23 protein-coding genes are annotated in these 21,534 nt (G+C 52.1%); 10 read left to right on the top strand and 13 right to left on the bottom strand.

Annotated features, from left to right (window positions below):
- Positions 1–55: 55 nt before the first annotated feature.
- The 3 genes from E0L35_RS16550 to argC form a co-directional block, all read right to left on the bottom strand.
- On the bottom strand, positions 56–832 hold the full coding sequence (locus E0L35_RS16550; RefSeq protein ID WP_138800888.1) for a transporter substrate-binding domain-containing protein: 777 nt from the start codon (positions 830–832) through the stop codon (positions 56–58).
- 161 nt (positions 833–993) lie between these two features.
- On the bottom strand, positions 994–1,347 hold the full coding sequence (erpA, locus tag E0L35_RS16555; RefSeq protein WP_007112206.1) for an iron-sulfur cluster insertion protein ErpA: 354 nt from the start codon (positions 1,345–1,347) through the stop codon (positions 994–996).
- 290 nt (positions 1,348–1,637) lie between these two features.
- On the bottom strand, positions 1,638–2,687 hold the full coding sequence (gene argC / locus E0L35_RS16560) for an N-acetyl-gamma-glutamyl-phosphate reductase (protein WP_022521045.1): 1,050 nt from the start codon (positions 2,685–2,687) through the stop codon (positions 1,638–1,640).
- A 134-nt stretch (positions 2,688–2,821) separates the two neighbouring features.
- Between argC and E0L35_RS16565 the strand changes: the two genes are divergently transcribed.
- The 5 genes from E0L35_RS16565 to E0L35_RS16585 all read left to right on the top strand — a co-directional run bounded on the left by E0L35_RS16565 (position 2,822) and on the right by E0L35_RS16585 (position 7,667).
- On the top strand, positions 2,822–4,657 hold the full coding sequence (locus tag E0L35_RS16565; protein WP_022521044.1) for a chloride channel protein: 1,836 nt from the start codon (positions 2,822–2,824) through the stop codon (positions 4,655–4,657).
- 9 nt (positions 4,658–4,666) lie between these two features.
- The gene (hemJ, locus tag E0L35_RS16570) at positions 4,667–5,098 is read left to right on the top strand and encodes a protoporphyrinogen oxidase HemJ (RefSeq protein ID WP_022521043.1); all 432 of its coding nucleotides are present in this window, start codon (positions 4,667–4,669) and stop codon (positions 5,096–5,098) included.
- Positions 5,098–5,907, top strand: coding sequence for a hydroxymethylpyrimidine/phosphomethylpyrimidine kinase (locus E0L35_RS16575; protein ID WP_022521042.1), 810 nt, complete (start codon positions 5,098–5,100; stop codon positions 5,905–5,907). Before hemJ ends, E0L35_RS16575 begins: the two co-directional genes overlap by 1 nt.
- 36 nt (positions 5,908–5,943) lie before the next feature.
- The gene (hemL, locus tag E0L35_RS16580) at positions 5,944–7,224 is read left to right on the top strand and encodes a glutamate-1-semialdehyde 2,1-aminomutase (RefSeq protein ID WP_009286351.1); all 1,281 of its coding nucleotides are present in this window, start codon (positions 5,944–5,946) and stop codon (positions 7,222–7,224) included.
- Between the two features lie 80 nt (positions 7,225–7,304).
- Complete coding sequence (locus E0L35_RS16585; RefSeq protein WP_022521041.1) at positions 7,305–7,667, top strand: hypothetical protein; 363 nt, start codon at positions 7,305–7,307, stop codon at positions 7,665–7,667.
- Positions 7,668–7,728: 61 nt separating this feature from the next.
- On the opposite strand, the gene E0L35_RS16590 is transcribed toward E0L35_RS16585, so the two are convergent.
- The 6 genes from E0L35_RS16590 to E0L35_RS16615 all read right to left on the bottom strand — a co-directional run bounded on the left by E0L35_RS16590 (position 7,729) and on the right by E0L35_RS16615 (position 11,865).
- Positions 7,729–8,490, bottom strand: a complete 762-nt coding sequence (locus E0L35_RS16590; protein WP_022521040.1) for a hypothetical protein — start codon at positions 8,488–8,490, stop codon at positions 7,729–7,731.
- Positions 8,491–8,550: 60 nt separating this feature from the next.
- On the bottom strand, positions 8,551–9,090 hold the full coding sequence (locus E0L35_RS16595; RefSeq protein WP_022521039.1) for a hypothetical protein: 540 nt from the start codon (positions 9,088–9,090) through the stop codon (positions 8,551–8,553).
- A gap of 240 nt (positions 9,091–9,330) precedes the next feature.
- Positions 9,331–10,161, bottom strand: a complete 831-nt coding sequence (locus E0L35_RS16600) for a CsgG/HfaB family protein (RefSeq protein WP_022521038.1) — start codon at positions 10,159–10,161, stop codon at positions 9,331–9,333.
- A gap of 49 nt (positions 10,162–10,210) precedes the next feature.
- Complete coding sequence (locus tag E0L35_RS16605) at positions 10,211–10,627, bottom strand: curli assembly protein CsgF (protein ID WP_022521037.1); 417 nt, start codon at positions 10,625–10,627, stop codon at positions 10,211–10,213.
- Positions 10,627–11,148, bottom strand: a complete 522-nt coding sequence (locus E0L35_RS16610; RefSeq protein ID WP_022521036.1) for a CsgE family curli-type amyloid fiber assembly protein — start codon at positions 11,146–11,148, stop codon at positions 10,627–10,629. The genes E0L35_RS16605 and E0L35_RS16610 overlap by 1 nt, the downstream gene beginning before the upstream one ends.
- Positions 11,149–11,172: 24 nt before the next feature.
- The gene (locus E0L35_RS16615; protein ID WP_022521035.1) at positions 11,173–11,865 is read right to left on the bottom strand and encodes a response regulator transcription factor; all 693 of its coding nucleotides are present in this window, start codon (positions 11,863–11,865) and stop codon (positions 11,173–11,175) included.
- 281 nt (positions 11,866–12,146) lie between these two features.
- On the opposite strand from E0L35_RS16615, the gene rdgB reads away from it, so the two are divergent.
- The 4 genes from rdgB to rlmJ all read left to right on the top strand — a co-directional run bounded on the left by rdgB (position 12,147) and on the right by rlmJ (position 15,619).
- Positions 12,147–12,755, top strand: coding sequence for an RdgB/HAM1 family non-canonical purine NTP pyrophosphatase (gene rdgB / locus E0L35_RS16620; protein WP_009286354.1), 609 nt, complete (start codon positions 12,147–12,149; stop codon positions 12,753–12,755).
- Positions 12,748–13,932 (top strand): radical SAM family heme chaperone HemW, encoded by a 1,185-nt coding sequence (gene hemW / locus E0L35_RS16625; RefSeq protein WP_022521034.1) that lies wholly within the window; start codon positions 12,748–12,750, stop codon positions 13,930–13,932. Before rdgB ends, hemW begins: the two co-directional genes overlap by 8 nt.
- A 79-nt stretch (positions 13,933–14,011) precedes the next feature.
- The gene (locus E0L35_RS16630) at positions 14,012–14,686 is read left to right on the top strand and encodes an OmpA family protein (RefSeq protein WP_022521033.1); all 675 of its coding nucleotides are present in this window, start codon (positions 14,012–14,014) and stop codon (positions 14,684–14,686) included.
- An 87-nt stretch (positions 14,687–14,773) separates the two neighbouring features.
- Positions 14,774–15,619 (top strand): 23S rRNA (adenine(2030)-N(6))-methyltransferase RlmJ, encoded by an 846-nt coding sequence (gene rlmJ, locus E0L35_RS16635; protein ID WP_009286356.1) that lies wholly within the window; start codon positions 14,774–14,776, stop codon positions 15,617–15,619.
- Positions 15,620–15,637: 18 nt separating this feature from the next.
- Here the strand turns inward: rlmJ and mnmE are convergent, their stop codons facing one another.
- From mnmE to rpmH, 4 genes are all read right to left on the bottom strand, one after another.
- Positions 15,638–17,008, bottom strand: coding sequence for a tRNA uridine-5-carboxymethylaminomethyl(34) synthesis GTPase MnmE (gene mnmE, locus E0L35_RS16640; protein WP_138800889.1), 1,371 nt, complete (start codon positions 17,006–17,008; stop codon positions 15,638–15,640).
- Positions 17,009–17,143: 135 nt separating this feature from the next.
- Positions 17,144–18,832 (bottom strand): membrane protein insertase YidC, encoded by a 1,689-nt coding sequence (gene yidC, locus E0L35_RS16645; protein WP_009286358.1) that lies wholly within the window; start codon positions 18,830–18,832, stop codon positions 17,144–17,146.
- A 121-nt stretch (positions 18,833–18,953) separates the two neighbouring features.
- Positions 18,954–19,352 (bottom strand): ribonuclease P protein component, encoded by a 399-nt coding sequence (rnpA, locus tag E0L35_RS16650; RefSeq protein ID WP_027958493.1) that lies wholly within the window; start codon positions 19,350–19,352, stop codon positions 18,954–18,956.
- Between the two features lie 7 nt (positions 19,353–19,359).
- A complete protein-coding gene (gene rpmH / locus E0L35_RS16655) occupies positions 19,360–19,494 on the bottom strand; it encodes a 50S ribosomal protein L34 (RefSeq protein WP_008959105.1) in 135 nt (44 codons plus the stop codon).
- Between the two features lie 532 nt (positions 19,495–20,026).
- Between rpmH and dnaA the strand changes: the two genes are divergently transcribed.
- Positions 20,027–21,493 (top strand): chromosomal replication initiator protein DnaA, encoded by a 1,467-nt coding sequence (dnaA, locus tag E0L35_RS16660; RefSeq protein WP_022521029.1) that lies wholly within the window; start codon positions 20,027–20,029, stop codon positions 21,491–21,493.
- The last annotated feature ends 41 nt before the right edge of the window (positions 21,494–21,534 follow it).

Here is a 21,534-nt window from a genome sequence, read left to right on the forward strand (position 1 = left end):
GAGTTTTGGCCACCCGGCCCTGTAATGGCGTTACGCTATTATAGAGGTTTTACACTCACTCTTCGCTGGGGGCTTCACCAAACCATTTGGTGTAGATCTCATCGTAAGTGCCGTCTTCTTTCATCGCGGCGAGTGCTTCGTTGGTGGGTTCCACCCACTCGCTGCCTTTGTGGAAGACGATGCCGTACTGCTGACCTTCATATAGCGGGCCAACAACCTTGGTACGGCCTTCGCCACGGGTTTGCGAGAAGTAGGCAACGTTAGGGGCGTCATAGAGCACCGCGTCAACGTTGCGGCCTAACAGCGCCATGTACATGTCGGCAGTACCCGGGAAGGGGGTGATGTCAGCATCTTCGCCAAGCTCTTGCTGCAGGTAGTCGTAGCTGGTGGAACCAATTTTGGTACCAACGGCGAGATCCTGAAGGTCTTCTAGTGTTTCGACGCTGTCATTGTCGGCACGCACAATAATGCGAAGACCGGAATCGTAGTAGGGGTCGGAGAAGTCGACAACTTCGGCACGCTCTTCCGTAATGGTGGTACCGGCAATGGCGATTTCCTGGCTGCCGGTTTGCACGGCGGGAATGATGCCGGAGAACTCCATGGTCGTGAGGTTGACTTCAAAACCTGCGCGTTCGGCGACTTCGTTGATGATATCCATATCGAAGCCGACCATTTCGCCGGTCTCTTGATCCATCATTTCAAACGGCACAAAGCTTGGGTCAGTGGCCACGTTCACCGATGGCGTTTGGGCCATGGCGGCATTGGCGCTGCCCAATCCCAGTGCAAGCGCCAGCGTTGTTTTGGTTAGGCTGAGTGGTAGTGCTATTTTCATAAGTTTCCCCGTGCTTTATATGGCTGATGGCGGGTTACAAAGCGGTTTTTTACCGTTTGATGCTCTTTATAAACCGTTATTTAAGCCGTTGTTGACCTATTAACCTTGGCGAGAAACCGTCAGGGCGTCAAGTCACGGGGAGCGCTGCGGGCCAACGCTGTTTAGACCATAAAGGAGGCGCCGCAGCCGCAGGTGGTGGTGGCATTAGGATTTTGAACGCGAAAACGTGCGCCCGCCAGGCCCTCTTCGTAGTCGACGGTGGAGCCTACCAAGTATTGGTAGGAGAGGGGGTCAACCACTAGGGCTGCGTTACCGAACTCTATTACGGTGTCATCGTCGGCGACGTTTTCTGCAAAGTCGAAACCGTACTGAAAACCTGAACAGCCGCCACCAGTTACATAGACCCGCAGTTTAAGGGATGGGTTATTTTCTTCTGCAATCAGCGCATTAATACGTTTTCGTGCGCTATCAGAGAGCAGTAGTGGAGTAGGAACAAAGGCTTCTGCACCGCTCATGGGTACCTCCCGCGAGCTTTAAGAACGAATAAATCGGCATTGGGGGGTGATTATGGGTAATTCCCAGCAAATTGGTCAACTATTGCTGGGAATTAGTTAGGAATGTCTAGGTTAGCTACCGATCCCCTCGGTGGCGAGGACAGGTTTGCGCGAGGGCGCTGTGAACCCGTCCATGGGCGCTACTTTCGACATCCATGTCGAAAGACCCTCGCTCCAACCTGCCCTCGCACCACGTTAACTGCCTTGGTAAAGAAACCTTTTGAAGTACCCTCTGCATACTGGTGTTTGGTTCAAGGCATCAGCGCAGGGGCGGTGAGTCCTGTGTTCTCTTCAAAGCCAAACATTAAGTTGAGATTTTGGATTGCTTGGCCTGAAGCGCCTTTGACCAGGTTATCAATCACCGATAACACGACGACGGTGTTGCCATTGCCCGGCCGGTGCACTGCTAAGCGGCAGGTGTTGATGCCTTTGACACTGCGCGTTTCAGGGTGGCTCCCCGCGGGCATCACATCGACAAAGGGTTCGTCGGCGTAGCGCTGCTCAAAGAGTGTCTGCAGGTCGCCCGGCTCAGCGGTTAGCTGGCCGTAGAGTGTGGAGTGAATGCCGCGAATCATCGGCGTTAGGTGGGGCACAAAGGTTAAACCCACTGTGGATTGCTGGATATCCCTAAGTCCTTGGCTAATTTCCGGGAGGTGGCGGTGGCCCGAAGCGCCGTAGGCCTTCATCGACTCGCTGGCTTCGGCAAGCAGTGAACCCACTTTAGCGCCACGGCCTGCGCCGGTAACTCCGGATTTGCAGTCAGCAATGAGTTGGCTTGGGTCGATCAAACCCGCTTCCAGAAGCGGCAGGTAGCCCAACTGAACGCTGGTGGGGTAGCAACCGGGAACCGCAATTAAACGTGCGTTTTTGATTTTCTCCCGGTGCATTTCCGGCAGCCCGTATACTGCCTCTTGCAACAATTCCGGGGCACCGTGGGCCTGGTCGTACCAGCGGCTCCACTCGTCAGCATCGCGCAGCCGGAAATCGGCCGATAGATCAATCACCCGAGTGCCGTTTTCGAGTAGCTCACCGGCTAGGGCATGGGCGACGCCATGGGGGGTGGCAAAAAATACCGCATCCATGGCGCCCAGCTGTTTGGCGCCCAGCTGTTTGGCGTCCGGCTCGCTAAATGCCAGCGTGTCGTAATGGCCGCGCAGGTTGGGGTACATGTCGCACACCTTGACGCCGGTTTCCGAGCGCGAGGTAATCATGGCTACGTTGACGTGGGGGTGCTGGGCAAGTAGCCGCAGTAGTTCAACGCCGGTGTAACCTGTACCGCCAACAATGCCGACCTTAATCACAATTCACTCCTTACGGATGCCGCTGAGTAGAAAACCAAATTCGCTATTAGCTTAAGCATAGGACACCAAGCTGTTTAAGCGTATCCAGCTATGATACACAAGAGTGTAAAGATACAAGAGTAAGGAAGGTCGCTGTGGCGCGTTTTTCCCGATCGGATTTTACCTTAGAGAGTTTTCGTCGCCAGTTGGCCAACGTCGACGCCCTTCCGCAGCTCTGTTTGCTGGGCCTTGTCTCGGGGGTTATTACCGGCGCTGTGATGGTGGCGTTTCGGCTGCTATTGGAAGCGGGCGCCGCGCTCTACATGACCGATGGCGACCCAGAAGCGTTTGAAAGCATGGTGCCCTGGCTGCGTGCGCTGCTACCTATGTTGGCGGTTACCCTTGTGGGTGTGCTGCTGTACCGGCAAAAACCGACAGCGCGCAAGCTGGGCGTTGGCCATGTAATTGAGCGGCTTACCTATCATCAGGGCCGTTTTCCGTTACGCAATTGGTTAAATCAGTGGTGGGTAGGTGTTGTGGTGGTATTGGGCGGGCTCTCTGCTGGGCGCGAGGGCCCGGCGATTCATTTGGGCGCGGCGGCGGCCAGTGGACTAGGCCAACAGATGCGTTTGCCCAATAATAGTCTCAGAGTACTTGTGGCGTGCGGTACCGCAGCAGCTATTTCCGCTTCTTTTAACACGCCTATCGCGGGTGTCATCTTTGCCATGGAAGTGGTGATGATGGAGTACACCTTGGTGAGTTTTATGCCCGTGATTTTGGCCTCTACCATGGGGGCGCTGGTAGCACAGTTGGCTTATGGCAATGAACCCGCTTTTCGTATCCCCGAGATAGCACTAGGTTCACTGATCAACTTGCCGTGGATTGTGGTTACCGGGCTGGTGATTGGTCTGTTAGCGGGGCTGTTTATTCATATTTCACGCAACCAGCGGATTATGCTGTGGCCGCTCTGGATGCGCCTTGGCTTGGTGGGTGTGGCAACTGGCGCGGTGGCTTGGTGGTTCCCTCAGGTTCAGGGCATCGGTTATGACAGCGTGGCGGCGGCGCTCAATAACCAGCTGGAAATTAAAGTGCTGCTGGCGCTAATGATCGTCAAACTACTGCTTACAGCGCTAACTGTCGCTGGCGGCGTACCCATCGGTATTATCGGCCCGGTGTTGGTCATAGGTGCTGCCACAGGTGCACTGTTTGGTTTACTGGGAGGCTGGCTTTGGTCTGATAAAGCCGCGGATCCTGGTATTTACGCGATGCTAGGCATGGCCGCAATGATGGGGGCGGTGTTACAAGCGCCTCTTGCTGCCCTAATGGCGCTTTTGGAGTTAACCCATACGCCGAGTATCATGCTTCCCGGCATGCTGGCGGTGGTGGTGGCGTGCTTAACCTCGCGTCAATTGACCGGCTGTGAAGGTTTCTTTATTAGCACGGTGCGCTACGGGCTTCACCCGCTTCAGCAGCCGTTGATGCAGGCACTCTCACGGGTTTCGGTGCCTGCGGTGATGGAGCGTCAACTGGTGCGCACCGAGCGAATGATCACCCCTGATCAAGCGCGGCTTTTATTAGAGAAGAACCCAGTGTGGTTAGTGATTGAGCGGTCAACAGAGGAAAAACCTGTGCTGGCGCTAAAAGCCGCTGAATTGGCACGCTGGCTACTTGAGCACGATGAGGCGCTGCAGGGGGATGAGCCGCCTGAGGATGAGCTGATTGATCTACTGGAAATCCCCGGCCAGCGTTTAGAGCTGGCACCGATTGGTTTACAGGCGACGCTTTCCGAAGCGTTTCTAAAACTGCAGGATAACGCTCTGGGGGCGCTCTACGTCGTTCATGGCTATCGCCCAAAGCAGCGGCGTATTTCAGGTATTATCACCCGTGGCGCCATCGAACGTTATTATCACTACACTGACCCCCGTGGTGCCGACCTTCGTGACAATGAAGTACGAGAGAATGATACCCGTAAGAAGGACTCATCACTTTAAGGAGCGACAATGTACCTATGGGTAAAGGCCATTCACTTAATGGCCGTAGTGACGTGGTTCGCTGCGCTGTTCTATTTACCCCGCCTGTATGTGTATCACGCCACTGCGCGGGATAACGGCGACGAACAGGCCATCAGCTATTTCAAAACCATGGAGCGTAAGCTCTACCGTGGCATCATGACCCCATCGATGATTGCGGTACTCATTTTTGGTGGCTGGATGCTCTATCTGGTGCCCGAGTGGTTTAGCCAGGGCTGGATGCATGCCAAGCTGGCGCTAGTGGTTCTGCTTATCGCCTATCATCACGTTTGTTTGATCTATTTGAAGCAGTTTGCCCAGGATCGTTGTACCAAAGGCCATGTGTTTTTTCGCTGGTTTAATGAAGCGCCGGTGATTGCGCTCGTGGCGATTATTCTGCTTGCCGTTGTGAAGCCCTTTTGATGCGCCAACCACTTCCCCCCGTGGTGTTGGTACTCGCCGGGCATGATCCGACTGGTGGCGCTGGGTTGATCGCTGACAGTGAAGCCATTGCGGCCTGTGGTGGTTGGGCGGTAACGATCCCCACTGCGCTGACGGTACAGAATTGTCATAATGTGACCCGCGTGATCCCTGCTGAGCCGACCGCGATGCGCCAAATGGCCGAGGCAATTAGTGAGATGCAGGTCGCGGCGATTAAGATTGGCCTACTTGCCGACGAAGACACCCTGCGCGCAGCGGAGCAAATTATTCGTCGTTTTCCAGGCATTCCCGTGGTGGCCGATCCGGTCTTCAAAGCCGGTGGCGGAACTGAGTTATCCACACCTGCTTTGCGACAATTGTTTATTGATCGCTTGTTACCGCTTGTGGATATCTTAACCCCCAATCGCGCTGAGTTGGCTCAGCTTACGCCCGACATCATCACTCCTTTCGATGATACGGCCCGTGCGGTGGCACTGATGTCACAGGGGTGCCAAGCCATTCTGGTCACTGCCACGGATGAGCCGCTGCCCGGCAACGACCAACAGGTGGTGCACACCCTGCACTCGCCTGATACTACTCGCCAGTGGCAGTGGCCACGTTTGCCTGAATTGTTCCATGGTTCTGGCTGCACGCTGGCATCGTCTCTAGCTGCTCGTCTTGCTGTTGGTGAGCGCTTACCAACAGCTTGTGAGCAGGCTCAGCACTTTACTTGGCAAAGTTTGTCTCAAGGCTTTCAACCGCCCAGCGGCCAGTGTTTGCCACATCGTTTTTCACGGGCTGCCCGTTTTTGATCCTATCTTCTGTACGCCATTGACCGAGAGGATGCTATGACTACATCAGCTGAACTGTTCGATCTTGCCAGTCGCCATATACCGGGCGGAGTAAACTCACCCGTCCGGGCGTTTAAAGGGTTGCACCGCCCGCCGGTCTTTATGGAGCGTGCTCAAGGTGCCTTTCTGTTTGACGTCGAAGGCAATCGCTACGTGGATTATGTCGGCTCCTGGGGGCCCATGATCACTGGGCATGCCGACCAAGACGTATTGGCAGCCGTACGGGCGCGATTAGACAACGGCCTGTCCTTTGGTACCCCTACCGCAGTCGAAACCACCATGGCGGATTTGATCTGCGAGATGATCCCCTCCATGGATATGGTGCGCATGACTAGCTCGGGCACCGAAGCCACCATGTCGGCGATTCGCCTGGCGCGAGGTACCACCGGCCGCGATAAGATCGTTAAGTTCGAGGGTAACTACCACGGCCACTCTGATTCACTGCTGGTTAAGGCGGGCTCTGGCGCGCTTACCCACGGCGAACCCAGCTCACCGGGCGTGCCCACGTCGCTGGCTGAACACACTATTACCCTGTCGTTTAACGACCCTGAAGGGGTCGAAGCGTGTTTTAGCGAAATTGGCGATCAGATTGCCTGCATTATTGTTGAACCCGTTGCCGGCAATATGAATTGTATTCCGCCTCAACCGGGCTTTTTGGAAACGCTGCGCCGAGTATGTAACGAGTATGGCAGCGTGCTGATTTTTGACGAAGTGATGACTGGTTTTCGAGTGGCATTGGGCGGTGCCCAAGCCCACTACGGTATAGTGCCTGATCTAACCTGCTTGGGAAAAATTGTCGGTGGCGGCATGCCGGTGGGCGCCTTTGGTGGCAAGCGCGAGATAATGCAAAACATCTCCCCCCTGGGGCCGGTTTACCAAGCGGGCACATTGTCGGGTAACCCGTTGGCGATGGCTGCAGGTGTGGCACTGCTAACCAAACTACAGGTACCGGGCTTCCACGATGCGCTTACCCAGCGGGTTAACACCCTTTGTGCGGGCCTTCAGGAGCGTGCCAATGCCGCACGGGTGCCGATGATGACGCAGTCGGCGGGCGGTATGTTTGGACTTTTCTTCACCTCTCAAAGCCGTGTGGATAACTTTGCCCAAGCCACCGCCTGTAACCCGGATGCCTTCCGCCGCTTCTTTGGCGCGATGCTCGATCATGGCGTTTACTTGGCGCCTTCTGCTTACGAAGCAGGCTTTATGTCCAGTGCTCATACCCCGGAAGACATTCAGTTCACGCTGGATGCAGCAGAAAAAGCCTTTGCGGTAATGTAACGGCACGTAACCTAAAGCCAGCTATACTGTCAAGAGCCGCTCAACTTGAGCGGCTCTTGGCTTATATGAGAGTTACACTCATGGCACGACCAACGGCTTGGCGATACATGATCTGCGCAGCGGGGCTGCTGGTTTGCTTCCCGCTGGCTGCTCAGTCGCCTCAGGAGCAGGACATGACCCAGATCCATATCACCATGAGCGGTTCACCGGGCGCTGAGTTTTCCGCCCACTGGCGGATTACCCACGAAGGAGAAACCACCGAGCACGTTGAAGAGAGCGGAACAGTACCTGCTGAGTACACCTTTACTGGCACGGAGCTGGAAGGCACGGTAAAACTGTTAAGTGATGATGAGCGGCTGGAAGTCGATATTCAAAAAGGCAGTAACCGGTCGCGTTCATCGACTCAGGGGGCAGGGGGAACATTGACGCTGATGATTCGTTAGCTGTTACCTTTTAAGCAATAAAAAACCGCCCCATGGGGGCGGTTTGTGTGTTCTTGGTGGGTTACCACTGAGTGGAGATAGCAGAGTTATTGTGGCCTACCTGAGAATGAATAGCTGCTGCTGCACCACCGTAAGAAACGTTTTGGCGGATAGTCGATACGTTGTTACGGCCTTCTTGGTATACATCTGCCATGTGACCATCGCCACCTTGGTAAATGTAGGAAGCACTTAGATCCGCTGCAACTTGGATGACTTTGGCTTCGTTATAGTCGCCGTCCTGATGCACAAAACTCCAAGTTTCATCGGTGTTATATGCCTGATAGACGTCAGAGGAGTTATTATCGCCAAATTGTTCGACGATGGAGTCGCTCTGGCTAGTATTCCAGAACTGAGCAACGGTGGAGTCGTTACCGTTACCATCTTGGTGAACAAAAGAATCATTACGTTCACCACCCTTTTGTATCACAGTGGATTTGTTCTCATCGCCTATTTGATAAACGACAGATTCGTGTTCGTTACCGCTTTGTAATACATAAGAGCTATTCTCATTTCCTTTCTGAACTACGCGAGAATACTGTGCATCTCCATATTGATCAGTTTCAGCAATGTTATCATCACCATTTTGAATGATTAACGAAGTGCGCTTATCATCCCGATCAAAACCATTCAAACCTAAACGAATTGCTTCTTGTTCATCAAAAGCTGGATTTGCCACGTAATTGGCAGCGCCGTTGATAGTTGAATCTTGGTAGTCACGAGCTTGTGCTGAGAACGCGCTAACTAGAGCAATGGCGGCAGCGATAGTAGTAATTTGAGTTTTCATGGTGTTTCCCCTTGGTTTCGATCTACTTGCTTTGGTTTTAACTGAGAAGCTGGATGCGACTCAGTTGGTATCGATAGTGACCGGCCGCGCATAGCCCGAATAATTTTGTTGTTCGACACTTATGCTGCGAAGGCCACTGCCCGATTGAGAAAGAGCAATATCACTATTTTGTCCAAATTGAGTTACTTGCGCTTTAATTTCAAATTGGCCGCCAGTTTGACTTATATTCGCGACGTGATTTGAACCTACCTGTTTTACTAAACCAATGTTAGCGCCATTATTTTGAGAAATACTGGCTTGATTGTTATATCCATCTTGATAGATATAGGCGATGTTACCCATTTGATAACTCGCTGAGCGAGACTGTGTAACATTAGCTTGGTTGTCATTGCCATTTTGACTAATAATGCTAACGTTACTTTTTAATAGATTGTTATGGTATGTACCTGCTGCATATTGAGTTATTCGTGCGTTTTCTTCAGACAAACGTGTAAAGTCATTACCAGCGGCTAATAAGGTGGAAGCGTTGGTTAAAGAAATAGCGGCCACTAACGCAGTAAAATAGATTCGCATGTGCTTACTGTAACTGAACGTTTTCATATTTTTCCTTTTGAAACTTTTCGTATCAGTTTGTATTCATGCGTTGAGTTTGGCTTGTTTTTAGAAATTAACCATAGCGAATTTTTTTGAGATGACTATTGTTTTTTTAACAATTATTAAAACAATAATAACTATTAAAAACACCATAAGAGAATTAGTTTTTTAGTCACTTTAGGTATTGCTTACGTATGCAACGGCCACTTTTAATGTGGCCGTTGTTAATTTTTTATATAAGAAATATTAAAGCATGGGTGTTGGGGAATTTAGGTAGTCATTAAGTACAGTATCTTGAATATTCGTACCTGGTGCGAGGTTCCACAGTCGGTTTTCAACGCCTCTGGCGATAAGATGAATAACCGCCGACTCAATCGCTGACATGACCGCCAACTGTACAGGCTCATTCGTGGTAAGGCCTACTTCGGCCTCTAGCAAACGACGAAAATCAATAAAACGATAGACACCCGCTCGCATTTCTTTCGAGTAGATCGTTTTCGTTGTGGTTACGTTAGCCAGTACTTCGCCGGTGGATATTTCAACCGCGCGTAAATTGACCGTTACCTGGTCAACTTGGTACTGCCCTGAAGCACCAATACCAAAATACTCAGCGCCAGCGCCGCCAGTGCGCACGTTGGATTCGTAGGCGATGATACCGCCTTCCAACATCACCGAGGCAGCACGCAGGGATGGCAGCGTATCGGGCTGGCCAAAGCGTTCAAACTCTGCGCGTATAATGCGTCTTTCGGTAAGCAAGTTTTGTAAACCGACACGCTCAAGCGGTATAAACCAGCCTGAATCCGCCAGCGCACCGGTTAGCATTGCTGCCGCACCTTGGGTGACAGCGGTTGAAAAAGTACTTGCAGGCGCAGGGCGGTATTGGCCTGTTTGATCGCGAAAGTCATAAACAGACACAAAAATTTGCCCAGCTGTGGGGGGGAGTGAAATTAAATCTTGGTAGGTAGCTCCACGGGGGGTAAGCGTTGCGTCTGCACCTTCTAAATTTTCCGATGTAGCGACCATGCCGGCGCAGCCGCTTAGTAAACTAGCGACGATAAGTGATGCGATAATTTTCATGGTGTTCCCCTGAAATGACGGATAATTTTTAGTGAGCTATTTTGTTGTTTTAAGGATTGAATAGCCCACCCACGCTTATTTCAGTCACATCTCCAGTTAACTTATCGACTACTCTAACTACTAATTGACCACCATTGTCGCTAACCACTACGCCAAACTCATCACTATCAAAGCTACCTTCGCTAACATCGCCCGAACTGACATCCGCTATTAATTGAGAAATGAGTCGGCTCTCTAAACTTTGTAGTAATCTTTCTGTCGCGGAAGTGGGAGTTGATCGGCTAGCGCTGGAGTCTTTATTGGTATCTTGAGCCTGCGCTTTTCCTAGTAAATAACTACCCACAAAGGGATCACCTCCAAAAGAAGGATTAAGTGGCTTATAGATTAATTCCCCAGCTTGTGCTGTTGTGGATAGCACCAAGGCCATTCCCATAACGACTAAGCAAGTTCTTTTTATTGGGTTCATTAGAAAATCTCCTCTTTTCCCAAGTCTTTGTCGGAAGATAGCGAAGCGGATATTTGCCGTTCAATCAGTGCTCTTTCGACGGTCTGCACGGCTTCCACAGCCGCCCTATCGGCTTCATTTATTCTTGGGGAGAGCTGTGTGCGGAAATACATACGATTGCCTTCCATTACCCATATTTGGCTACCCCAGCGGGCATCTGGGCGCTCTTTAATGGTGATGGTGGCATTGCCGATAATCAGGTTATCCATCGCCCGCTGGCTGAAGGCTCGGTAGAAGGTCTTACCGGCCATGGTGATTGTTCTATCTACCATCACGCCAGTTAGCTCACTTCCTCCATTAGCGCTTCCTTGCACTCCTGGCCCATCAGGACTGGAGAGCTGATTAATAGCGTCGATCGCTTCTTGTTCGTTGGCAGGCAATGCATCGGTTGGGGCTGTTGGTTCGTTAGCTAATGCTAAAGATGACCCGATCCATACCGCCATGAAGAAAAAGTTGATGGATAAACGGTGCATTGATGGCATGACAGTTACCCTTGCGCATTAGCGCTAACGATGTCGTTGAAGACTGCGTGCGGTCTCAATATTGGGCAGAATCGGGCCCAGGTTCTGATGAATCCAGTTGAGCGCTTGAATGCGGTTGTGAACGTTAATTTTGCGAAAAATGTTGTATAGGTGTGACTTAACGGTGTGTTCGCTAACAAACAGTTTTTCGGCAATTTGTTGATTGGAAGAGCCAGCACTAAGTAGTGAAATAATCTCCATCTCCCTGTTAGTTAGTCCACAGGCTGGGCGGAAAGCATTACTTTGGTATTTACGATAAAACAGAATTAAACGAGCCATTAAATCCCGTGACATCCATAGCTCTCCTTCAAGTAGCGCGTGAATGCCTTTACAGATGACCTCAAGACTTTCATTGCGATAAAACACGCCTTTTAGTTGAGCGCACGAGAGTGCTTCAAGGGCGTGATCCATATCGTGAATGTTAAAGGCGGCTAGAGGAGTTTTAGTGAGTGCATCGGGTAACTTATCTTGCCATTCGGGCAGTGCATCAATGCCGATATGATCACTATCGATAAGAATCAACATGTTGCCGGAAGCGGAAATGGGTAGCGCCGCGTGGGGGGAGTGGATACTAATTTGACAACCGGTGTGCTTGTTCAAGTACTCAGCGAACAGCTGGACTTGGGGACTTTTTTCGGTAACGACATACACCGTTCCGGTAGACTTTTCCTGCGACATTGGGTGGCCCTCGTGGAAAGAAAGAGTGAGCAGGTAACCACTGAAGTGTTGACCATAAGATACGTTTCGTAAAGTTTTGTTATTAAATATATGGTAAAAATATTTTTCATCTCTTCAATATTTTCATTAATATGGAAAATATTGTTATTTAACAAATGCTTATTATTAATTAAGCAATAAATTAATTACCTCATCATTAGATACGTTATGTAACATTTTGACGGCTTTTGATACCAGCAGTGAGCGCGTAAACTGCAGTTCTAATGTTAGGAGTACATACCATGGCCGCCGTCAATACCCTTGTACTTGCCAGTGGCAATACAGGAAAATTAAGAGAATTCAGTCAGTTACTTTCACCTTTGGGGTTCGATGTTCGCCCCCAGGCGGATTTTGGTGTCACGGATGTGGAAGAGACGGGGCTAACTTTCGTCGAAAATGCACTGTTAAAAGCGCGTGAAGCGAGCCTCATCAGTGGATTACCTGCATTAGCTGACGATTCTGGGCTTGAAGTAGACGCACTCAATGGTGCACCCGGTATCTATTCCGCTCGGTATGGCGGTGAGCCGAGAAGCGACGAGAAAAATAACCAAACGTTGTTAGCCGCATTAAGTGACTGTGCGGAAGGGCAGAGAAGTGGGCGTTACTGGTGTGTGCTGGTTTATTTGCGCCATCCGAAGGATCCGGTGCCGGTCATTGTGCAACGGAGTTGGGAAGGCGAAATTCTTGCTCATCCCCGAGGGAAGGAGGGGTTTGGCTATGATCCGCTTTTCTGGTTACCTGATCAGGGTATGAGCGTCGCCGAGCTGCCCAGCGAAAGTAAAAATCGCCTTAGCCATCGTGGTCGCGCGTTGCAGGGGTTAGTGGAGTTACTGAAGGTGGCGCATGGCTGATACGTTGCCGCCACTCTCTCTCTATATCCACACGCCCTGGTGTGTCCGTAAATGTCCGTACTGTGATTTCAATTCTCATGAGCCGGGCACACACGGTTTTACACCGCGAGATTTACCTGAAGCCGCCTATCTAGATGCGCTGTTACAAGACCTGGATAGTGATCTTGACCTGGCGGCTGGTCGAGAAATTAAAACCATCTTTATTGGCGGTGGGACTCCAAGCCTGATGTCGCCCGCGTTTTATGAACGATTACTGAAAGAGATCCAGATCCGTTTACCCTTCTCTAAAGAGATAGAAATTACCTTAGAGGCTAATCCAGGTACCACGGAGCAAGAGCGTTTCATTGGTTACCGGAAAGCAGGCATTAACCGTCTTTCGCTGGGTATTCAAAGTTTTCAGCCTGATCAACTGCATGCGCTGGGGCGAATTCATAGCGGTGACGAAGCGATTACTGCGGTAGCGCAGGCGCGCCAGGCAGGCTTTACCAACATTAATATTGACCTTATGCACGGTTTGCCTGATCAAACGCCTCAATTGGCGATGGATGATATTACCCAAGCGCTGGCATTGGCACCTGAACATCTCTCTTGGTATCAGTTGACCCTTGAGCCGAATACCGCCTTTCACTCCCACCCCCCGATACTGCCAGAGGAAGAGGCGCTTTGGGATATTCAGGATAAAGGTCATCAGCTCCTGGAGCTGGCGGGCTTCAAGCGCTACGAGATCTCGGCTTACGCTAGTGCCGGTCACCAGAGCCGCCATAACCTTAATTACTGGCAGTTTGGTGACTACCTCGGGATTGGCGCTGGTGCTCATGGCAAGCTTAGCCGTATTGACTCAAATGGGGAGTGGCACATTGAACGGCGCTGGAAAACTCGCCAGCCAGACGCCTACCTAAAGCGCGTAGATGACCTGCGTGGCTTTATAGCCGGTAAACAGCTGATAAAAACGGATGAGCTACCGTTGGAGTTTGCCATGAACGCTTTACGGCTCACTGGCGGGGTGTCGCTTGAGACATGGAGAGCCAACACTGGGCAAGCGCCTGCAATGTTACTCACGCGTTTACAATCTGCCGAGAAAAAAGGACTTTTGATGCAAATGCCTGAAAAACTGCGTGCATCGCCTCAAGGTCTATTATTCTTGAATGAGTTGCTAGCTTTGATCAGCGATGATTGACCAGCAATCTACAGAAATTCTTTTTTTCTGAAATAACAGACTTGAACCATCAAGCTTGACGACTTACAAGGAGTGAGTGATGCGTATTTCTCGACTACTGACACCGTTGGCGGCTGCTATTCTACTGGCCGGTTGCGCTACATCGGATCCTTACGGTGGCCAAACGCAGCGCTCTAGCACCGCTATGGGCACCGGGATTGGTGCCGCCGTGGGGGCCGCTGCAGGCGCTCTGTCTGGCGATGGCAGCACCAGCCGCCGTGACCGTGCACTAATTGGTGCTGCCGTAGGCGCAGCAGCGGGCGCTGGTATTGGTGTCTATATGGATCGCCAAGAGCAGCAGCTACGTGACAACCTACAGGGGTCACGCATTGAAATCGATCGCCGTGGCGACGATATCGTGCTCAATATGCCCAGCGGCGTTACCTTTGGCTTTGACTCTGCTGAGCTGACTAGTGAAGCGCGTGGCTCACTCAATGAAGTTGCTAACGTACTTTCTCAGTACCAGGATACCCGCGTTAGTATCGCTGGCCACACCGATAGTACCGGTGACGCGAGCTATAACCAGCGTCTATCTGAGCGCCGTGCCCAAGCCGTCGCCAGCTACTTGTCTCAGAACGGCGTTTCATCCATGCGCCTGAATACTTCTGGTTACGGTGCTACTCAGCCAGTCGCCAGCAACGACAATGAGCAGGGCCGTGCTCAAAACCGTCGGGTAGAAATTACCTTGACGCCTACCGGTAACGGCCAGGGCTAAGTAAGCCTCTTAAAGCTGCGCATTGCCGCTCAAAGCCCGCTATGCTCCTATAGCGGGCTTTTTTCGTTCACCTGTTTACGAGCTACCATGCTGTCCTACCAACACGCTTACCACGCCGGTAATTTTGCCGATGTACACAAGCATCTGACGCTTTACGCCGTCACTGATTACCTATTACGTAAAAAAACACCTATTACATATATAGATACACATGCCGGTAGAGGGCTTTATCCACTAGCCACCAAAGAGACCCAGCGACTCCAAGAGTACCGTGAGGGCATCTGGCCACTGTGGCAGAAGCGTGAACAGCTAACCGACGCGCTGCTGGGAAGCTGGTTAAACGCTATTGTTGGGGCGCAGCCAGATCATAATGAATTGACCCTCTACCCAGGCTCGCCCTGGTGGCTGAGCCAGCCGCTGCGCGAGCACGATCGTCTGTGCCTGTTTGAGCTGCACCCGGGCGAACACCAGCACTTGAATGGCCAGGCGCTCCCTGCGCAGGTCAAGCGCGTGTATGGCGACGGGCTGGCAGGGCTTAGAGCGATGCTGCCGGTAGCAACACCCAGGGTATGCGTGCTGATTGACCCAAGCTTTGAGCGCAAGGTGGAGTACCAGGAGGTCGCTGACACTGCTATCCAGGCCCTGGAAAAGGCTCGCCATGCGGTGATGATGATCTGGTACCCGCTGCTGCCTGCCGGGCATCACCAAATGCTGCTGGACGTGCTGCAGGCCAGTGGAATACGCAAGATATGGCGCAGCGAGCTGCTGCTGCGCGAACCTGGCGAGCAGGCTCACGGCATGTTCGGTAGCGGTATGCTGGTGATCAATCCGCCCTGGGGGTTGGATAAACGCCTGGCAGCAGCGATGGCAGAAATTACCCCGCTGCTCGGCGCTGATAGCCGCTATCAGGCGGATTGGTGGGTGGGAGAGTAGTTGTCGAAAAAAGTAACCCTATTTGCCGATACAAAAACTGCCAAAAATTTCGCCCAATAAATCATCGGCGCTGAATTCGCCAGTGATCTCGCCTAAGGCTTGTTGGGCGTCGCGCAAATCTTCCGCCAGCAGTTCCCCTGCGCCATATCCATCCAACTGAGCACGGCCGGTATCAAGGGCTGCCATGGCGCGATCTAGGGCGTCCAGGTGCCTTCGGCGGGCGGAGAAGCGACCCTCGGTGGTGGCGGCAAAACCCATCACATCCTTCAGATGCGCTTTCAAGTTATCCACACCCGTACCGGTTTTCGCCGATAGGCGCACAATGGGTATGGTTGTGGATAAATCAATGCCCGCCGGCTCGGCACTGGTATCGATTTTATTACGCACCAGGGTTAAGCGGCTCTGGTCGGGCAGGCGAGCGACAAACTCCGGCCAGATGGCCATGGGGTCGGTTGAAGTAGTGGTGCTGGCATCAACGAGTAGCAGCACTCGGTCGGCTTTCTCTATTTCGGCCCAGGCACGTGCGACACCAATTTTCTCCACCGCATCAGGCGTATCGCGCAATCCAGCGGTGTCGATGATATGTAGGGGCATACCATCAATATGAATGTGCTCACGGAGCACGTCCCGGGTCGTGCCCGCGATATCCGTCACAATGGCGGTATCTTGTTCGGTCAGCGCATTTAGCAGGCTCGACTTCCCCGCATTGGGTCGCCCGGCAATGACCACGCTCATTCCTTCTCGCAGCAGTGCACCTTGGCCTGCCGCCTGGCGTACGTCGCTCAGCGCTTGCTGGACGCTGCTTAAGTGCTGGGCAACGTGACCGTCGGCAAGAAAGTCGATCTCCTCTTCGGGGAAGTCGATCGCCGCTTCAACGTAAACGCGCAGTTCGATCAAGCGCTCCACCAGCGCAGAGACGCGCTTCGAGAACTCACCCTGGAGCGAGCGTACGGCGTTTTCTGCCGCTGAGCGTGAGGTGGCATCGATGAGATCGGCAATCGCTTCCGCCTGAGCCAGATCGAGCTTATCGTTCAAAAATGCCCGTTCGGAAAACTCTCCCGGCCGCGCCAGGCGGGCACCCAAGACCACACAGCGCTCCAGCAGCATATCCATAATAATCGGGCCGCCGTGTCCCTGGAGTTCCAGTACGTCTTCACCGGTAAACGAAAGGGGGCCGTTGAAGAACAGGGCGATGCCTTCATCAATGCTCCCTTCTGCGCCTTGGAATGGGCCGTAGTGAGCGTATCGCGGGGCAGGGCAATGCCCAACCATGGCTTGAGCGATTTCGCGGCAGGCGGGCCCGGAGACGCGGATAATACCCACGCCGCCGCGTCCTGGGGGAGTTGCCAGCGCCGCAATGGTGTCAGGCGTATAGAGGCGTTCGGCCATGGTGAATCTCTTAGTCAATTGGCAGAAGTAGCATTTGATCGGTCTAGCATCGATCTACATAGTTTGGATTTGTCGACCTTAAAACGCCAGACCCCCGCTCGGGGCGGGGGTCTGAAGGGCGATGACAAAGGCAGTCTATTTGGTTTTCATGCCTTTGCCGATACTCGGATCATTTTCGATTTTGCGCGTAATGTAGTACTGCTGCGCCACCGAAATGATGTTGTTGACCACCCAGTAGATAACCAGACCGGCCGGGAACCACAGGAAGAAGAAGGTAAAGATGATAGGTAGCATCTTCATGATCTTCGCCTGCATGGGGTCTGGAGGTGTCGGGTTCAACATCTGCTGAACGAACATCGAAATGCCCATCAGAATCGGCAGAATGAAGTACGGATCCTTCACCGATAGATCCTGAATCCAGAAGATAAACGGCGCATGCCGCAACTCAACCGACTCCAGCAACATCCAGTAGAGAGCGATGAAGACAGGCATTTGAATCACAATAGGTAGACAGCCCCCCAGCGGATTGATCTTCTCCTTCTGGTAGAACTTCATCATCTCTTGTGACATTTTCTGCCGGTCGTCGCCATACATCTCTTTCAGGCGCTGCATTTCCGGGCCGAGTTTACGCATCCTACCCATGGATTTGTAAGCTTTGGCTGAAAGCGGGAACAGCACTGTCTTAACCAGTATGGTCAACAGGACAATCGACCAACCCCAGTTACCGACTACCTCGTGGATATGATCCAGCAGCCAGAAGAGGGGGTTAGCAATAAACCATAACCAGCCATAATCTACGGTTAATTGCAGGTTGGGAGCGACTTGTTCCAGATAGTCCTGCACTTTTGGCCCGACGTACAGAGTGGCGCCTAGAGTGGTTTCACTATCGGCGGCCACAGTGCTGGTGGGGCCAGCAAAGGCTACGACGTTACGATTACTGGAGTCGGTGGTGACGTAGAAAAGGTTTTGCTGATCCTGCTGAGGCGCCCATGCCGACACAAAGTAGTGCTGAATAATGGCTATCCAGCCGCCCTGTGCTTCACGGTTTTCGAAGTTATGGCTTTGAATATCCTCAAAGTCGATCTTCTCGTAGCGTGCATCTGGCGTTGAGTAAGCGGCCCCTAAGTAGGATTTCATACCCATGGAGACACCGCTTGATGGGTCAGGGCTATTGTCGCGTGCCAACTGACCAATAAAGCGCGCACTAACCGGTGCGTCGGTGTTATTGGCCAGGTAGTAGTTGACGTTGACCGCATAGCTGCCGCGCTCAAAGGTAAGCCGCTTAATGACCTCAACGCCGTTAACATCAGCGGTTAGATCAACGCTTAGCTCGTCATCGTTATCGCCTAAACGATACTCCGAGTTTTCAGGCGTGAACGCGATACGGCTGGCTTGGCCATCGAGCTGCAGGCCTGAGCGAGCCACGTAACTACGGCTGCTGTTATCGGATAACAGCACATAGTTACGGTCTGAATCCAGAGAGAGTTTGTGCTGCGGTAACGCGGCATAAACAATATCGCCACCGTGTGGATCAATACGCACATCCAGAACATCGGTGGTCACGGCAATGAAGTCGCGGCTTGATGTCTCGCTTTCGGTATCAGGAATACCTTCACCTACCGCACTTTGCTGTGAAGACGTGCTCGGCACCGCTAAGCCGCTTTCTCCATCTTCAGCATTGCTAGGAGACGTGGAATTGCTGCGTTGCGTCGTTTCAGGCACTGAATCGTAATTCGGCTGCCCGTAATCCTGATTCCACTGGACGACTAGCAAGTAAGCGAGTACGGCTAGTGGAATCAGTAATAAAAGTCGTTTTACGTCCATGAGGGTTCTGCCCGCTGGGTGGTGAACATGCTAATGGCGCAGTGTCATTTACTCGACTCTTGACACACGAAAGCCTGCCAGTTGGCAGGCCGAGGTCGAGCGGCGAGGGGTGCACCAAAGGTCACGTGTCACGCTTAGGCGTTGGTGCTGCGATCACCGCCTGTGCGTCACGCTGTAGTCGTTTCCACATGCCGTGTAACTGGCGATGCAAGGTGTCGTTATCGAGATCCTGAACGCCACGTCGCGCAAGTACCACTATATCCACAGAGGGTAGGTGATCTTGACGAAGGCGAACGGATTCTCGAACCAGACGCTTGAAACGGTTGCGATCTACGGCGCGCTTAACATTTTTTTTGCTGACCACCAGTCCAAGGCGGGGGTGTCCCCGAGTACTAAAGCGAACTAACGCCATCATACCTTTGCCATGCACTTTCAGGTCGGCTTGCTCAAACACGTGACTAAAGTCCCCAGCATTTAGTAACCGTAATTGCCGGGGAAAGCCTTGTTGCGGTACACGCAATCTGAGATCAGGCGCTCAGACGCTTGCGGCCCTTGGCACGGCGACGTGCGAGGACGGCGCGACCGTTTTTGGTTGCCATACGAGCACGGAAGCCATGCGCGCGCTTGCGCTTGAGAACGCTAGGTTGAAAAGTGCGTTTCATAACTCGTTATTCCCACGTGGTTTAGGACGGAAAGTGAATTCCAAAAAGCCCGGTCCAGTGAGGAACTAGCCGGGGAGATTCAATTCAAGACCGGAAATTGTAGAGACTTCCTCTGCTGGGTGCAATTTTTCCTTGCATAAAAGCGTTATCACGCCTCAACCAGCGTGCTTGATACGGAAAGAGTAGCCATTAATAAAGTCACTATTATTACTAATAGGTAGTTCTAAACCTGTTGTTATTAATAGTGGGGATACTATTTGTGGATAAGTGGTTTTAAACGATATTTTTCAATTACCTATAACAATAAAAAATCTGTGTGTAAGTCCCGTATAAGCCGTCTACAAGGTGTTGGCGAGATGTGATTAACCCGTGTGTAGGCACGTATTTAAGGATTATCCCCGTCCCTCCACAAGGTTTTCCCATGGGCTCATCGCTAGTTGTCCACAGGCCAATATTGAGGGCTAAACCCGTGTGGATAACCGAGGCTTTGGGCGCTACAATGGTCGGCCGTTTTCAACCGATGGTGAGATGAGTGTCACTGACGCTTTGGCAACAGTGCCTGGACAACCTGCAGGATGAGCTGAATTCACAGCAGTTCAATACCTGGATACGCCCGCTGCAGGCAGAAGAAGGAGAGTCCAACGAGCTGCGCTTATTGGCGCCGAATCGTTTTGTGCGCGATTGGGTGAGCGATAAGTATGCCAAGCGGATTAGTGAGCTGATGCGTGAACTCGCACCGGCCAAGCCGCCAAAGGTCAGCCTGACGGTGGGTAGTCGCCGTTTGGCAGCCCAGGCCCCTCAGCATCGTGATTTAGGTAATCCTGTATCGGCTTCGCCGTCGCGGCCAGCATCGCCAGCGGTACATACGCCGCCACGCGGCGATATTGCCGATGAGCGCGAAATCGATAGGCTGCGCGATGAAGCGCCGAGTCGGCGTAATAATGAACGTCAGGTACAGGTAGAAGGCAGTCTGAAACATGGCAGCGGGCTCAATCCGAATTTTACTTTCGATACGTTCGTGGAAGGTAAGTCTAACCAGTTGGCTCGTGCTGCCTCCCGCCAGGTGTCTGAAAACCCTGGTGGCGCTTATAACCCCTTGTTTTTATACGGCGGCGTAGGCTTGGGTAAAACCCACTTAATGCATGCAGTGGGGAACGCATTGGCAACCCGGCGTGAAAATGCCCGGGTGGTATACCTGCACTCAGAGCGGTTTGTCGCCGATATGGTTAAAGCGCTCCAGCTTAATGCGATTAATGATTTTAAGCGTTTTTATCGCAGTGTTGATGCGTTACTTATTGATGACATTCAGTTTTTTGCTGGAAAAGAGCGCTCTCAAGAAGAATTTTTTCATACCTTCAATGCGTTATTAGAAGGTGGTCAGCAAATGATCCTGACCTCTGATCGTTATCCTAAAGAGATCAGTGGGGTAGAGGAGCGCCTTAAATCACGCTTTGGTTGGGGGCTTACGGTCGCGATAGAGCCGCCTGAGCTTGAAACCCGTGTGGCCATCTTGATGAAAAAGGCCGACCAGGCTAAGGTCGATTTGCCTCACGATGCGGCTTTCTTCATTGCGCAAAAAATTCGTTCCAACGTGCGCGAATTGGAAGGTGCGCTGAAAAAAGTCATTGCTGATTCGCACTTTATGGGTAAAACGATTACCCAAGACTTTATTCGTGAGTCTCTGAAAGATCTGTTAGCGCTTCAGGATAAGCAGGTAGGGGTAGATAATATTCAGCGTACGGTCGCCGAATATTACAAGATTAAGGTGGCGGATCTGCTTTCGAAGCGCCGTTCACGCTCAGTTGCCCGCCCTCGTCAGGTGGCGATGGCGCTTGCTAAAGAGCTCACCAATCACAGCTTACCTGAGATTGGCGATGCCTTTGGCGGGCGTGACCACACAACGGTGTTGCACGCTTGCCGAAAAGTGAAATCATTGCAGGAAGAGAGCGCGGATATTCGTGAGGATTACAAGAATTTACTGCGCCTGTTGACCAGTTAATCATTCCATGGGACGGGCCTGTTATACGCAGGTCTTTCAGG

The organism is Halomonas sp. ATBC28 (genome assembly GCF_005937175.1).
Taxonomy (GTDB): domain Bacteria; phylum Pseudomonadota; class Gammaproteobacteria; order Pseudomonadales; family Halomonadaceae; genus Vreelandella; species Vreelandella titanicae.

Excerpts from the sequence above, each read along its gene's own strand:
- E0L35_RS16550 (WP_138800888.1), bottom strand. The coding sequence starts at position 832 with ATGAAAATAGCACTACCACTCAGCCTAACCAAAACAACGCTGGCGCTT.
- erpA (WP_007112206.1), bottom strand. The coding sequence starts at position 1,347 with ATGAGCGGTGCAGAAGCCTTTGTTCCTACTCCACTACTGCTCTCTGAT.
- hemJ (WP_022521043.1), top strand. The coding sequence starts at position 4,667 with ATGTACCTATGGGTAAAGGCCATTCACTTAATGGCCGTAGTGACGTGG.
- E0L35_RS16575 (WP_022521042.1), top strand. The coding sequence starts at position 5,098 with ATGCGCCAACCACTTCCCCCCGTGGTGTTGGTACTCGCCGGGCATGAT.
- hemL (WP_009286351.1), top strand. The coding sequence starts at position 5,944 with ATGACTACATCAGCTGAACTGTTCGATCTTGCCAGTCGCCATATACCG.
- E0L35_RS16585 (WP_022521041.1), top strand. The coding sequence starts at position 7,305 with ATGGCACGACCAACGGCTTGGCGATACATGATCTGCGCAGCGGGGCTG.
- E0L35_RS16590 (WP_022521040.1), bottom strand. The coding sequence starts at position 8,490 with ATGAAAACTCAAATTACTACTATCGCTGCCGCCATTGCTCTAGTTAGC.
- E0L35_RS16595 (WP_022521039.1), bottom strand. The coding sequence starts at position 9,090 with ATGAAAACGTTCAGTTACAGTAAGCACATGCGAATCTATTTTACTGCG.
- E0L35_RS16600 (WP_022521038.1), bottom strand. The coding sequence starts at position 10,161 with ATGAAAATTATCGCATCACTTATCGTCGCTAGTTTACTAAGCGGCTGC.
- E0L35_RS16605 (WP_022521037.1), bottom strand. The coding sequence starts at position 10,627 with ATGAACCCAATAAAAAGAACTTGCTTAGTCGTTATGGGAATGGCCTTG.
- E0L35_RS16610 (WP_022521036.1), bottom strand. The coding sequence starts at position 11,148 with ATGCCATCAATGCACCGTTTATCCATCAACTTTTTCTTCATGGCGGTA.
- E0L35_RS16615 (WP_022521035.1), bottom strand. The coding sequence starts at position 11,865 with ATGTCGCAGGAAAAGTCTACCGGAACGGTGTATGTCGTTACCGAAAAA.
- rdgB (WP_009286354.1), top strand. The coding sequence starts at position 12,147 with ATGGCCGCCGTCAATACCCTTGTACTTGCCAGTGGCAATACAGGAAAA.
- hemW (WP_022521034.1), top strand. The coding sequence starts at position 12,748 with ATGGCTGATACGTTGCCGCCACTCTCTCTCTATATCCACACGCCCTGG.
- E0L35_RS16630 (WP_022521033.1), top strand. The coding sequence starts at position 14,012 with ATGCGTATTTCTCGACTACTGACACCGTTGGCGGCTGCTATTCTACTG.
- rlmJ (WP_009286356.1), top strand. The coding sequence starts at position 14,774 with ATGCTGTCCTACCAACACGCTTACCACGCCGGTAATTTTGCCGATGTA.
- mnmE (WP_138800889.1), bottom strand. The coding sequence starts at position 17,008 with ATGGCCGAACGCCTCTATACGCCTGACACCATTGCGGCGCTGGCAACT.
- yidC (WP_009286358.1), bottom strand. The coding sequence starts at position 18,832 with ATGGACGTAAAACGACTTTTATTACTGATTCCACTAGCCGTACTCGCT.
- rpmH (WP_008959105.1), bottom strand. The coding sequence starts at position 19,494 with ATGAAACGCACTTTTCAACCTAGCGTTCTCAAGCGCAAGCGCGCGCAT.